The organism is Pseudolabrys sp. FHR47 (assembly GCF_005153485.1).
Lineage (GTDB): Bacteria > Pseudomonadota > Alphaproteobacteria > Rhizobiales > Xanthobacteraceae > Pseudolabrys.
Genome location: NZ_CP039740.1, coordinates 3,443,121 through 3,456,133 on the forward strand (window position 1 = coordinate 3,443,121; position 13,013 = coordinate 3,456,133).

A 13,013-nucleotide genomic window follows, 5' to 3' on the forward strand; every position below is an offset into this window, starting at 1 on the left:
CAAATTGCAGAAGCCGATTCGGAACCCTCCCGGCACGCTCCAAACAGGGGACCAAATACCGTCGCCGACGCTGATCGCCGCGGTTCCCGGGTCGCCGAATCGGAACAAATTGAGCATTATTTGATCAGACAGCCTTGACGTTTCTTAAGCACGTTCGACGGCAATTAAACGCGTTTGCTTGGTGTTGATTTTCAGCAGCTAATCTTCCCACATCAGAGGAAGCCGCGCCGAGCACCATGCTTATCAAACAGCTGATGCAAATTCGCCGCGCCGATGCGGAACTGCCGAACGAAGTTCGCGCCGCATTGGTCGAGTCTTTGTTTGCACCAATCGCGTCACTCGCGATCGGTGCGATCAATTGCTCGATCATTGGCATGCTGGTGGCGTGGAATCTGAACAACCAGCAAATCATGCTGACGTCGATTGCTATTCTGGCCGTCGGCGCGATGAGGGTGGTGTCGGCGCTGTTCTACCGGCGCGCCAAGAACATGGCCTTCCGTCATGTCCGGTTCTGGGAGACGTCCTATGAATACGGCGCTTGGGCTTTCTCCGGTCTGCTCGGCCTGCTCTGCTGGCTGACCCTGACCCAGACCGACAATTCCGCGCTGCAGATGGCGGTGGTTACGACCGCAACCGGTTATGCCGCGGCCATCGCCGGCCGCAATGCCGGCCGGCCCTTCATCGCCGGCGGCCAGTTCACCCTGGTCATGCTGCCGATCGTGATCGGGCTGCTGATCTATCCCGACTGGATCCACAAGGTGCTCGGCTTCGTCGGCCTGCTGTTCATCTACGGCATGATGGACATCACGCTCGGCATCCGCGACGTCATCTTCCAGGCGCTGATCATGACGCGCAAGGAGGCGGCGCTGGCCGCCCGCTTCGAGGAACAGGCCAACCGCTTCGACGCCGCGCTCAACAACATGTCGCACGGCCTGTGCATGCTCGATGCCCATGACCGCCTGCAGGTCTGGAACGAGCGTTTCGTCGAACTCCTGCACCTGCAGAATGCCTCGCTCCGGGTCGGCATGCGCATTTCCCAGATCGTGCGGCACAGCCTGCGCGCCCGCAATCACACGTCCGGCAGCGTCAAACTGGTGGTCCACGACCTGGTCAACGGCCTGCGCCAGGACAATTTCGACCAGTTCCAGGTCTCGCTCGACGGCTCGCGAACGCTCGCCATCTCCCGCCGCATGATGCCGGCCGGCGGCTCAGTCGTCATCTTCGAGGATGTCACCGAGCGCAACAGTGCGCAGGAGAAGATCGCACGCCTCGCCCGCTTCGACGAACTGACGGGCCTTGCCAACCGCACGCAGTTCCGCGAACGCATCGCCGACATGCTGGCCGCGGTAAGGGACCGCGCCAATCATCTGGTCATCCATCTCATCGACCTCGACCGCTTCAAGACGGTCAACGATACGCTCGGCCATCCGATCGGCGACCTGCTGCTCAAGGAAGTGGCGTCGCGTCTCTCCGCGCTGGTCCGCCCCGGCGACATGATCACGCGCTTCGGCGGCGACGAGTTTGTCATCCTTCAGACCCATACCTCGCGCCAGCAGGCGGCCCATGCGCTCGCCTCGCGCATCATCAAGGCGCTGAAAGAACCGTTCCACATTGCTGGCCATCGCATCGATGTCGGCGCCTCGATCGGTATTGCCATGGCGCCGCATGACGGCGTCGACGCCGACGAGCTGATCAAGAAGGCCGACATGGCCCTCTATGCCGCCAAGAGCAGCGGCGGCGGCAGCCACCGATTCTTCGCGATCGAGATGGAGGATGCGGCGCAAGAGCGCCGGTCGCTCGAACTCGACCTTCGCGAAGCCCTCACGCACGACCAGTTCACACTGAATTATCAACCGCTGGTCGACCTGCACACCGGCCGCGTCACGACCTGCGAAGCCTTGCTGCGCTGGACCCATCCGACGCGAGGCAATATTCCGCCGTCCGTGTTCATACCGGTTGCCGAGGAAACCGGTCTGATCATCGCGCTGGGCGAATGGGTGCTCAACCGCGCCTGTGCCGACGCTGCGGACTGGCCTCGCCATGTGCGTGTCGCGGTGAACCTGTCGCCGGTGCAATTCCGCGACAAGGGGCTTGGTTTGCAGGTGATCGCGGCGCTGGCGAAGTCCGGGCTGTCGGCACAGCGCCTTGAACTCGAAGTGACGGAGCGCCTGCTGCTCGAGGACAACGACAGCACGATCGAAACCATGAACCGGCTCCACGAGCTCGGCGTCAGCCTGTCGCTGGACGACTTCGGGACCGGCTACTCGTCGCTCAACTATTTGCGCAAGTTCCCGTTCCAGAAAATCAAGATCGATCGTTCCTTCATCACCGATCTTGGCGATGGCCGCGATGCACGCGCCATCATCGGCGCGGTCGCGAGCCTCGGAGCCGGCCTCGACAAGACCGTCGTTGCCGAAGGCATCGAGACCGAGGAACAGATGAACCTGGTGCGCTCGCAGGGTGTCCACGAAGGCCAGGGTTATCTGTTCGGCAAACCGATGCCGGCCGCCGAAATCCAGTCCCGACTGGACAAGCCGATCATCGCCATCCGCCGGGTTGCCTGACGGCCGAGCCGGGGCATCGCAAGCCGACATTGCGCGGCAGCCGCGTTGGCTTTATCCCTTCCGAACATCCGATTGCATGAGGCCGCGTCCAGGCGCGAGCCGGACGGGAAGCTGCCGTGGCGCGCCGCCTCTATATTGAAGAGAACCTTTCGCCCTGGGCCGTCTGGTCGTCGCGGCTGTCGCTGTTCGCGCTCGCCGTCGGCGGCTTGTCCGCGCTCATCCTGACGACAGGAGCCTTCGAGTTCGGCCCGGCTTTGGCGACTTTCGGGGCGGCGCTCGCCTTCGCCGCAGTCGCGATCCTGTTTGCCCTGATCGCCTTCGTCGCGATCTGGCGTAACGGCGGCGCGGGCCTTGGCCGAGCGATCCGGGGGCTTCTGCTCAGTATTCTTCTGCTGCTGTATCCGGCCTATCTGGCGCAGCGCGCCATCAAGTTGCCGGCCATCAACGACATATCGACCGATACCGCCAACCCGCCGCGCTTTGTCGCCCTGGCGTCGCAGCGGCCGCCGAACCATGTCGCCTATCCGGGCGGCCAGACGGCTCAGCTCCAGCACGCTGCCTATGGCGATATCTCCCCGCTGCAGGTCGATCTGCCGCCGCGCAATACCTACGAAGTCGTGCTCGGGGTCATCAATAATCACAAATGGCCGATCGCGGCCGCCCAGCCGCCGGCCGCCACGCGTCGCGAGGCCACAATCGAAGCCACGGCCCGGTCGCTGGTGATGGGATTCCGCGAGGACATCATCATTCGCATCGCCCCGGCGGGCACCGGGTCGCGCATCGACCTGCGCTCGGCTTCGCGCGTCTCGATCCCCGACCTCGGCACCAATGCGGCGCGGCTACGGGCGCTGCTGGAGGAAATCGACGACGCGGTGAGCAAGGCGCCGGAGCCGCGGCCCGAGCCAAAGCCGGCAGAGAAGCCGGCGCCACGGCGGACGCCGCGGCGCTAGATTCTACTCAGCAAGCGTGAAAACGCCGTCGATAGCCGGGGTACCGTCGGTTTTGACAACGCCGCGCACCACCAGATCTTCCATATGGGCGAGCACCGACAGACCGGCGGCGCCGGTGAGGCGCGGGTCGAGGCCGATATAAATCGCGCGCACGATGGTGGGAATATCGGCCGCGCCCTTGGACAGCCGGTGGAGGATCGACTGTTCGCGGGCGAGGCGGTGCAAGATGTAATAGTTCACAAAACGTACGGCCTCGGGGATGACCGGGCCGTGCCCCGGAAAGTAGAGCTGCTCGGGGCGGGCGGCGAGCTTGCGCAACGACAACATGTAGTCGCTCATGGCGCCGTCCGGCGGCGCGACAACCGACGTCGCCCAAGCCATGACATGATCGCCGGCAAACAGCGCATTTTCGCCCTTGAGCGCGAAAGCCATGTGATTGGCGGTGTGGCCCGGCGTCGTCACGGCTTCGATCGCCCAGCCGTCGCCTTCGACGACCTCACCGTCCTTGAGATACACATCCGGAACGAAATCGCGATCGCCCGATGAATCCAGCGGATTGAGTTCGCCGATATGCAGCGGCCGCGCCGCACGGTGGACGCCTTCGGCGTACACCGTAGCGCCGGTGGCGTGCTTGATCGCCGGCACCGCCGGCGAATGATCGCGATGGGTGTGGGTGACGAAAATATGCGTCACGGTCTCCCCCCGCACCGCGTCGAGCAGTGCGCCGACATGGGCCGGATCGTCCGGGCCGGGATCGACAATCGCGACCTTGCCGCGACCGATGATGTAGCTGACCGTGCCCTTGAAGGTGAACGGCCCGGGATTGTTGCACATCACACGGCGCACGCCGGGCGCAACCTCGTCGACAGTGCCGGGAGCGAGATCGAGGGTTTTGTTGAAGGGAATGTCGTCGGCCATGAAAGAGCGCGTCCGGTGTGCCTGGCGCTCCTCATAGTAGACCTTTCCCGCGATGCAAAGACACCCGCCGCATGGCGGGCATCCACGAATCTCGCGGGCGGCTTGGGACCTTTCGCAAGCCGCCCGCGACACGACCTGCGTCAGTTAAGCCCAATCCCCGTGAGCGGGGTCGAGTTGTTGTTATTGCCGTCGATCAGATTGTTCTTATAGGACAGGACTTGTCCGCCGCTCTGAATAACCGCCACGGTGTTGTTGCCGGTGATCAGCGAGTTGCCAAGGCGCAAGACCGCAGCGCTGCCGCTCACCACCACGCCGTTATTGTTGCCCGAAATCACCGAATTGTTGATCGTGGCGCTCGCCGAGGTGCCGCCGGCATTGGTGAAGGCGGAAAAGCCGTGACCGCTATTTCCCACCGCAATCGTGGACTCGACACTCGCCGAAACCGTGCCGGTCGTCCCCGTCGTATTGATCTGCATCCCGATGCGGTTGTTCGCCATTTGCACCTGGTTCAGGCTTACGAACGCGGAACCCGAACCGCTGGGAAGGACCAGGATCGCGCCGCCCGAGGTCGCGCCTGCCGCAGCGCCGTTGTTGGTGAAGGTCGTATTCGACACGTAGAGTTCGGACGAACCGGACGGCGCGAAAAGAATGCCGTTGCCAGCATTGGCCGCCGTCGAAACGAAATTCTTGATCAGGCATTTGTCGAGATAGAGCGCCGCACCATTGATAAACCGTATGCCGTTAAGTCCGGGCATGGTTGGCGGCGCGCCATCGATGACAATACCGCGAAGTATGACGACGTCTGTCGCGGCGGCGTTGACGGTGATGCCATTTGTATTGGACGCCAGAATGCCGGCCTCGCCGGTGTAGTCATTGATGATGCTGATCGACTTGGTGATGGTCACCGCGCCATAGCCGCCCGGATCAAGAACACTTATTTCACCGCCGGCGGCGGTCTTCGAAATCGCACCGGCAAAGGTCTTGCACGGCGCCGTGCGGCTGCACGGATTGGCGTCGTCACCGACTCCCGATACCCAAGTGCGCGTTGCCTGGGCATGGGCCGAGCAAAGCGTTGCCGTGAAAAGCAACATGATCGCAAGCGCACCCGCGCCTGAATTGGCACTTTTCATGTGTCTCCCCGAGGGACGAAACGCCCGCCGCGCACGCGGCGTCATGAAGGCGGCCGCTCCCTGGAAGGAACCTTAACAGGGAGGCACTGCATCTATAAGTAATAGATTTATCGTTCGATCAACCGAGGATAGTATAAACCTACCATCGGAAGCGCCGTTTGATCAGTGAATCTCCGGCTCTGGCACCTGGCCCGGACGGCTGAGGAAATCGAAATCGCAGCCGTCATCCGCCTGACCGATATGGTCGGAGAACAGAGCGCCGTAGCCGCGCGGATAACGCGGTGCCGGCTTCTGCCAGGCCACCTTACGGCGCGCCAGTTCCTCGTCCGACACATGGAGGTGGATCTTGCGCGCCGGGATGTCGATCTCGATCTCGTCGCCCGTTTGCACGAAGGCCAACGGTCCGCCGACGAAGCTTTCCGGCGCGACGTGCAAAATGCAGGCGCCATAGCTCGTGCCGCTCATGCGCGCGTCCGAGATGCGCACCATGTCGCGCACGCCCTGCTTCACCAGCTTCTTCGGGATCGGCAGCATACCCCATTCCGGCATGCCGGGGCCGCCTTGTGGGCCGGAGTTCTTCAAGACGAGAACGTGGTCGGCGGTGACGTCGAGATCGTCGCGCTCCACCTCGCGGGCCATGTGGTTGTAGTCCTCAAACGCGATGACCTTGCCGCGATGCTTGTGCAGCCGCTTCTCGGCGGCCGACGGCTTCATCACGCAGCCGCGCGGCGCGAGATTGCCGGTGAGCACGGCGGTCGCGCCATCGCGCGACACCGGGTCATTGAGGGATTTGATGACGTCGGGCTTGTAGACCTCGGCGCCCGCGATGTTGTCGCCGACCGATTTACCGGTGACGGTCATGGCGGACAGATCGAGCACGCTGCGGAGCTGGCTCATCAGCGCGCGCAGGCCGCCGGCGTAAAAGAAGTCCTCCATCAGATAAGCACCGGATGGCCGCACATTGGCGATCACCGGCACTTCACGCGACAATTCGTCGAAGCGGTTCATCTCGAGCGGGATACCGGCGCGGCGCGCGATGGCGATGAGATGGATGATGCAGTTGGTCGAGCCGGCCATCGCCATGTGGACCTTGATGGCGTTGTCGACGGACTGCTTCGTAAGAATGTCGGAAGGCTTGAGATCGTCCCACACCATCTCGACGATGCGGCGGCCGCTTTCCTTGGCGGCGCGCGGGTGGTTCGAGTCCGGCGCCGGAATCGACGACACGCCCGGCAGCGTAAAGCCGAGAGCCTCGGCGACCGCCATCATGGTTGCAGCGGTGCCCATGGTCATGCAGGTGCCGAAGGAGCGCGCGATGCCACCCTCGATCTCTTCCCACTGCGCCTCTGTGATCTTGCCGGCGCGCTTCTCGTCCCAGTATTTCCAGGTATCCGAACCCGAGCCGAGAACTTCGCCGTGCCAGTTGCCGCGCAGCATCGGACCGGCGGGCATGAAGATCGTCGGCACATTCATGCTGATCGCGCCCATCAGCAGGCCTGGCGTGGTCTTGTCGCAACCGCCCAGCAGCACGGCGCCGTCGATCGGGTGACTGCGCAGCAGTTCCTCGACCTCCATTGCCAGCAGGTTACGGTAGAGCATCGTCGTCGGCTTGACGAAAGATTCCGACAGCGACAGCGCCGGCAGCTCGATCGGAAAGCCGCCGGCCTGCAGCACGCCGCGCTTCACTTCCTCGGCGCGGGTGCGCAGATGAACGTGACAGGGATTGATATCGCTCCAGGTATTGATGATACCGATGACCGGTTTGCCGGCCCAATCCTCGGTATCGTAGCCGATCTGGCGCAAACGCGAGCGATGGCCGAACGAACGCAGGTCGGTAACGCCCAGCCAGCGGTGGCTGCGCAGATCTTCAGGACGCTTCTTGGCAGACATGGTTGTTACTTCTGAGAGATGTCACGTGGACTTCGCCGGTGCCGGCTGTACGGCGTTGCGCCGCGCGACGACCTGGGTGGCGATCACGACGATAGCGATAACCGCGCCGATGAGGTCCGTTTCGAGGCCGGGCTTGATCAACAGTAAACCGCCGACAATAAGCAGCGCGCGCTGCCAGGTTGTCGTCGCGGTGAGGAAATAGCCGTGCAGCCCGCCGGCAAACATCAGGATGCCGAAAGCCGACGTCAGGAATGCCGATATGATCGTCGGCCAATCGCCGATCATCAGAAGGCCAGGCTCATAGATCACCATGAATGGCACGATGAAGCCCGCGGCGCCGACCTTCACCGCGGCCCAGCCGGATTTCCACAAATCGGCCTTGGCGATGCCGGCAGCGGCGAATACCGCCAGCGCCACCGGCGGCGTGATCGCCGACAGCACGGCGAAGTACAAGGCGAACATGTGAGCGGCCGGCGGGATGACGCCGAGCTTGATGATCGCCGGCACCAAGAGCGCAGTCATGATGATGTAGGCCGGCGTCGTCGGCATGCCCATGCCGAGGATGATGCCAGCGCACATGGTCATGATGAGGGCAAGCACCAGGAAGTGCTCCGACAGATGCGTGACGAACTGGGTGAAGACGATGCCCGCGCCCGACAACGTCACCACGCCGATCACAATGCCGGCGCAGGCGCAGGCGGTGGCGACGCCGAGCGCGTTGCGCGCGCCGTCGACGAAGGCGTCGAGGATGTTCTTGATGTTGACATATCCGCGGGTCGTCTTGCGCAGTGCCGCGACCGGGAAGCAGGCCAGCGTGCCGACCAGCGCCGCCAGCGGCGCGCTGTAGCCCGAGTACATGACGACGAGAATCAGCATCACCGGGATGAACAGGTGGCCGCGCACGCGCAGGGTTTCGCCGAGGCGCGGCAGTTCGGAACGCGGCAGGCCGACCAGGCCGCGGCGCTTGGCCTCGAAATGCACGGCGGCAAAGCACGAGACGTAATAGAGGATCGCCGGGATGATCGCCCAGATCAGCACCTGGCCGTAGGACACGGCGAGGAACTCGGCCATCACGAAGGCAGCTGCGCCCATGATCGGCGGCATGATCTGCCCGCCGGTCGAGGCGGTCGCCTCGACGCCGGCGGCGAAATGCGCCGGGAAGCCCGAGCGCTTCATCAGCGGAATCGAGATCGGGCCGTCGACCATCACATTGGCGACGGCGCTGCCGGAAATGGTGCCGAACAGGCTCGACGACACCACCGACACCTTGCCGGGACCGCCGGCCTGGCTGCCGGTCAAACTCATGGCGAAATCCATGAACAACTGGCCGGTGCCGGTACGCTCCATGAACGAGCCGAACAGGACGAAGATCAGGACGTAACCGGCCGACACCGATAGCGGGATGCCGAAGATGCCCTCGGTCGTCATATAAAGTTGATCGAGCAGCCGCATCGGCTCGAGCTTGGCGAAGAACAGGCCATAGATCAGGAACACGATCGCCGTCATCGGCAGCGCCCAGCCGATGACGCGGCGGGTTGCTTCGAGCACGACGAGCGTCATGACGACGCCCATGATCATGTCCATAGGGGTCAGGTCGTCGATGTAGAAGATGCGATTGACGATGTAATCGTAATTGACGAACAGGTAGACGATCGGCGCGGCCGACACCGCCACCAGCGCGTAATCGAACAGCGACGGCAACGTGATCCGGGCCTCGCCCTCGACCTGGGCGCCCTGCGCCAGTTCCATATCCTCGGTCTTCGACGAGAAGCGGAACAGCAAAAACACCAGTACCAGCGCGAACAGAAGATGCGTGCCGCGGAATAGCACAGCTTCCGGCGAACCGAAGGCGATTGCCCAGATGTGGTAGCACGCCATCGCGATCGAGATGGCGTAAAGGGCGATCCGCAGAAGCCCGCGATAACTGGTGTCGATCTGCATCCCGCCCCCTCGGACTGTAAATGGAAACGCCGGCCGCCCGACGAGCGGCCGGCGTCTCAGTAGTTACTTGGTGGCAACCGTGATGCCGGCTTCCTTGTAGAACTTTGCGGCGCCGGGATGGAACGGCACGCCGATATCCTCGGCCATCGCCTTCGTCGTCAGGCTCGAAATCGACTTGTTGACCGAAGACATTGCCGGGATGTTGCCCGCCATCGCCTTGGTCATGGCATAGACGGTATCGGCCGGCAGCTTGCAAGACGCAACGATGTGAGTGGCATAACCGATCACCTTCACGTCGTTGTCCTGCTTCGGATAGGTGCCCTTCGGGATAGTCACCAGTGTGTAACCGGGATTGAGCTTGCGCATTTCCCCGAGCTGGTCGGCGAGATCGAGGATCGTGATGGGACGCGCCGCGGCGAGATCCATCACGGCGCCTGACGGAATGGTGGTGCCGAGACCGAAGGCGACGGCGTGGCCGTCCTGCATCTGCGTCACCGAGTCGGTGTACGAGACGAAGCTCATCTTGACGTCGTTGTACGAAAGACCATTCACCTTCAGCAACTGACCGGTAATCAGCTCACCAGTGTTGCCGCGCTGCTGCGTCGTCACGCCCTTGCCCTTGAGGTCCTTGACCGACTTCACGCCGGAATCGGCGGTGACGACAAGCTGGTAGTACTGCGGGTAAAGCGTCGCGACGTTGCAGACATTGCTGGTCGGCTTGGTGAATGGCGCATTGCCCTTCAAGCCGTCGACCGTCGAGATCGAGTTGCCGAAACCGACATCCGCTTTGCCTTCGTCGACGCCACGCACGTTGGCGATGCCGGCGCCGGGCAGAGACTGCACGTTGAGGCCCGGAACGGCCTTTTCCCACATGTCCTTGAGTTGACCGCCGAGCGGCACCCAGACGCCACCCTGCGGGCCGGTCATCAGCTTGATATCCGCAGCCGCGGCCGGAGCGGCCAGACCGAGACTGACGCCAAACACGGCCGCAAGAATAGAAATCGAGTTTTTCATAATTCTGTCTCCTCCACGCCCGCTGTCTGACACGCACGGGCTTTGCCAACCGCCTTGTCGGCGGCTTTCGTTTTCCTCAAAATTGACCTTACTGGGGGCCGCGCCCTCTGCACAAGACCCTTTTTACAACTCTTGACAACATTGCCCCGGCGAGACCAAGTGTGCGGGCCACGCTTCAAACGCCACCGGGGGACTCCATGCGAGAAACGACCAAGAGCAAACTGATGGCGGTGTCGACCGCGACACTGACGACAGTGCTGTTCAAGCACGGTTTCCGCAACACGTTCATCGGCGGCATCCATCGCATCAACGCCGGCGATAAGCCCAATATGGTCGGCCCGGCCTACACGCTGCGCTACATTCCCGCGCGCGAAGATCTCGACCACCTCGGTGTGTTCGAAGACCGGAGCCATCCGCAGCGCAAGGGCATCGAGGAATGCCCGGCCGGCGCCGTCTTCATGATCGACAGCCGGCGCAATGCCTCCGCCGCCTCGGCCGGCAACATATTGGTCACACGCCTGTGGAAACGCGGCTGCGCCGGCATCGTCACCGACGGCGGCTTCCGCGACACGCCGGAAATCGCGGCCATGCCCTTTCCTGCCTATCACGCGCAGCCGGCGGCGCCGACCAACCTCATCAAGCACCACGCCGTCGATCTGAATCTGCCGATCGCCTGCGGCGAAGTATCGGTCTATCCTGGCGATATCATCGTCGGCGACGGCGAAGGAGTGGTTGTCATTCCGGCCAAGATTGCCGACGACATTGCCGACGAAGCCTTCGAACAGACTGCGTTCGAGGACTTCGTGCAGGAGCAAGTGATGGCGGGCAAGAGCATCTTCGGCATCTATCCGCCGTCGCCGGAGGCGAAGGAAGAATTCGCGCGCTGGCGCACCGCCAACAAACGCTAGAGGCAGAACGACACATGCCGACAGACCGCTCCGCATTGGCGACCGCCTCATCCGGTTCCAGTTGGAGCGAGGCAAAGCGCAGCGCGCTCATCTATCAGCGCATCTTCGAGAGCATCGTCAACGGCGAGTTCTCGGTGAATGCGCGTCTACCGTCGGAAACCGAACTGGCGACGCGCTTTGGTGCGTCGCGACCCGTAGTCCGCGAGGCACTGGCGCGGCTGCGCGATGACGGCGTTATCGTTTCGCGACAGGGCTCGGGCAGCTACGTCAAGCGCCGGCCCGATGTTGCGGTGCTCAACCTGTCGCCGGGCGCCTCGATCGACGATATTCAGCGCTGCTTCGAATTCCGCCACGGACTTGAAGGCTCCGCCGCTGCGCTCGCCGCGGAACGCTGGGAAGCCGCCGATCTTGCCGAAATCCGCAACTCATTCGAGGCGCTGGAACGAGCCGTCAAGAATGTGGAACTCGGCGCCGAGGCCGACGAATGCTTTCACGCGGCGATCGCGCGCGCGACGCATAACCCCTATTACGTTTCGGTCCAGACCTCTATGCAGCCCCATATCCGGTATGGCATGAACGTGAACCGAAATCTGTCGATGCTACGCACCGCCGAGCGGATGCGCATGGTGCAGGATGAACATCGCGCGATTCTCGAAACTATTGCCGCACGCGACCCGGACGGTGCCCGCGACGCCATGCAACGTCATATCGCCAATGCGCGCCAACGCATGTTCGAGGGCGTGACGGCGTGACCACCCAATCTCCGGCCACGCCACGCGCGCGGCGCTTTTTCGGACTGACCGGTAATCCCTATCTACTGCTCGCGCTAACGTCGCTGTTCTGGTCGGGCAATCACATCGTCGGCCGCGCCATTGGCGGCCACGTGCCGCCGTTCGCGATCTCCGCGCTGCGCTGGCTCATTCCGTCGCTGCTGCTGTGGGCCTTCGCGCACCGCACCATCGCCAAGGACTGGCCAGCCATACGCGCGTCGTGGAAGATACTGCTCTGGCTCGGCATCGTCGGCGGCACGATGTTCACGTCGCTGCAATATGTCGGCCTGCAGTATACGACCGCACTGAACGTCTCCGTCCTGAATTCGCTGACTCCGGTTCTGATCGTGGCGACCAGCGCGGCAATTTTCCGCGATCCGGTCACGCCGATCCAGATCGCCGGCATTGTCACGTCGCTATTGGGCGTGCTGGCGATTATCGCGCAAGGCGACATTGCGACATTGCTTCATCTGTCTTTCAACGGCGGCGATATTCTGATCGTCTTCAACATGCTGCTGTTTTCGGTGTACACGGCCTATTTCAGACTGCGGCCGCGGATCAGCCCCATCAGCTTCCTGTTCGCATTCGGCGCCGTCTCGGTGCTTGGCACTTTGCCCTTTGCGATTGTGGAGGCCTTGTCCGGCTACACGCTGCAGGCAAATTGGGAAACCGTGGGCGCCGTGCTGTACGTTGCGCTCTTCCCCGGCTTCCTCGCCTACCTGTTCTGGAACCGGGGCGTGGAGTTAATCGGCGCCAATCGCGCCGGTCCATTCCAGCACCTGATCCCGCTTTATTCGGCAATCCTGGCCAGCACGCTGCTGGGCGAGCAGCTTCACGCCTATCATGTTGCCGGCTTTGTGCTGATCATCGGCGGCGTCTGGCTGGCGTCGGTCAAGGGCAAGGCCCCGCGGGAGACGGCCTGAACCGT

10 protein-coding genes are annotated in these 13,013 nt (G+C 63.0%); 5 read left to right on the plus strand and 5 right to left on the minus strand.

Features of this window, described 5'->3' with window-relative positions; genetic code table 11:
• The first annotated feature begins 236 nt into the window (after positions 1-236).
• Positions 237-2,564 (plus strand): bifunctional diguanylate cyclase/phosphodiesterase, encoded by a 2,328-nt coding sequence (locus E8Q40_RS16850; RefSeq protein WP_137045640.1) that lies wholly within the window; start codon positions 237-239, stop codon positions 2,562-2,564.
• 116 nt (positions 2,565-2,680) lie between these two features.
• Complete coding sequence (locus E8Q40_RS16855; protein WP_137045641.1) at positions 2,681-3,514, plus strand: DUF1499 domain-containing protein; 834 nt, start codon at positions 2,681-2,683, stop codon at positions 3,512-3,514.
• Between the two features lie 3 nt (positions 3,515-3,517).
• Here the strand turns inward: E8Q40_RS16855 and E8Q40_RS16860 are convergent, their stop codons facing one another.
• From E8Q40_RS16860 to E8Q40_RS16880, 5 genes are all read right to left on the minus strand, one after another.
• Entirely contained in the window at positions 3,518-4,432 is a 915-nt protein-coding gene (locus tag E8Q40_RS16860; RefSeq protein ID WP_137045642.1) for an MBL fold metallo-hydrolase, read from the minus strand.
• 140 nt (positions 4,433-4,572) lie between these two features.
• Complete coding sequence (locus tag E8Q40_RS22135) at positions 4,573-5,562, minus strand: hypothetical protein (RefSeq protein WP_137045643.1); 990 nt, start codon at positions 5,560-5,562, stop codon at positions 4,573-4,575.
• A 162-nt stretch (positions 5,563-5,724) separates the two neighbouring features.
• Positions 5,725-7,452, minus strand: a complete 1,728-nt coding sequence (gene araD, locus E8Q40_RS16870) for an L-arabinonate dehydratase (protein ID WP_137045644.1) — start codon at positions 7,450-7,452, stop codon at positions 5,725-5,727.
• Between the two features lie 21 nt (positions 7,453-7,473).
• Positions 7,474-9,393 (minus strand): TRAP transporter permease, encoded by a 1,920-nt coding sequence (locus E8Q40_RS16875; protein ID WP_137045645.1) that lies wholly within the window; start codon positions 9,391-9,393, stop codon positions 7,474-7,476.
• 63 nt (positions 9,394-9,456) lie between these two features.
• Entirely contained in the window at positions 9,457-10,407 is a 951-nt protein-coding gene (locus E8Q40_RS16880) for a TAXI family TRAP transporter solute-binding subunit (RefSeq protein WP_246662886.1), read from the minus strand.
• A 197-nt stretch (positions 10,408-10,604) separates the two neighbouring features.
• On the opposite strand from E8Q40_RS16880, the gene E8Q40_RS16885 reads away from it, so the two are divergent.
• From E8Q40_RS16885 to E8Q40_RS16895, 3 genes are read left to right on the plus strand one after another with little or no spacing between them, the layout of a single operon-like run.
• Positions 10,605-11,315, plus strand: a complete 711-nt coding sequence (locus tag E8Q40_RS16885; protein WP_137045646.1) for a ribonuclease activity regulator RraA — start codon at positions 10,605-10,607, stop codon at positions 11,313-11,315.
• Between the two features lie 14 nt (positions 11,316-11,329).
• A complete protein-coding gene (locus E8Q40_RS16890) occupies positions 11,330-12,067 on the plus strand; it encodes a FadR/GntR family transcriptional regulator (protein ID WP_137045647.1) in 738 nt (245 codons plus the stop codon).
• Entirely contained in the window at positions 12,064-13,008 is a 945-nt protein-coding gene (locus E8Q40_RS16895) for a DMT family transporter (RefSeq protein WP_137045648.1), read from the plus strand. The genes E8Q40_RS16890 and E8Q40_RS16895 overlap by 4 nt, the downstream gene beginning before the upstream one ends.
• Positions 13,009-13,013 lie beyond the last annotated feature (5 nt).

Coding starts and splice junctions, on each gene's coding strand:
- E8Q40_RS16850 (WP_137045640.1), top strand. CDS start 237: ATGCTTATCAAACAGCTGATGCAAATTCGCCGCGCCGATGCGGAACTG.
- E8Q40_RS16890 (WP_137045647.1), top strand. CDS start 11,330: ATGCCGACAGACCGCTCCGCATTGGCGACCGCCTCATCCGGTTCCAGT.
- araD (WP_137045644.1), bottom strand. CDS start 7,452: ATGTCTGCCAAGAAGCGTCCTGAAGATCTGCGCAGCCACCGCTGGCTG.
- E8Q40_RS16860 (WP_137045642.1), bottom strand. CDS start 4,432: ATGGCCGACGACATTCCCTTCAACAAAACCCTCGATCTCGCTCCCGGC.
- E8Q40_RS22135 (WP_137045643.1), bottom strand. CDS start 5,562: ATGAAAAGTGCCAATTCAGGCGCGGGTGCGCTTGCGATCATGTTGCTT.
- E8Q40_RS16880 (WP_246662886.1), bottom strand. CDS start 10,407: ATGAAAAACTCGATTTCTATTCTTGCGGCCGTGTTTGGCGTCAGTCTC.
- E8Q40_RS16885 (WP_137045646.1), top strand. CDS start 10,605: ATGCGAGAAACGACCAAGAGCAAACTGATGGCGGTGTCGACCGCGACA.
- E8Q40_RS16875 (WP_137045645.1), bottom strand. CDS start 9,393: ATGCAGATCGACACCAGTTATCGCGGGCTTCTGCGGATCGCCCTTTAC.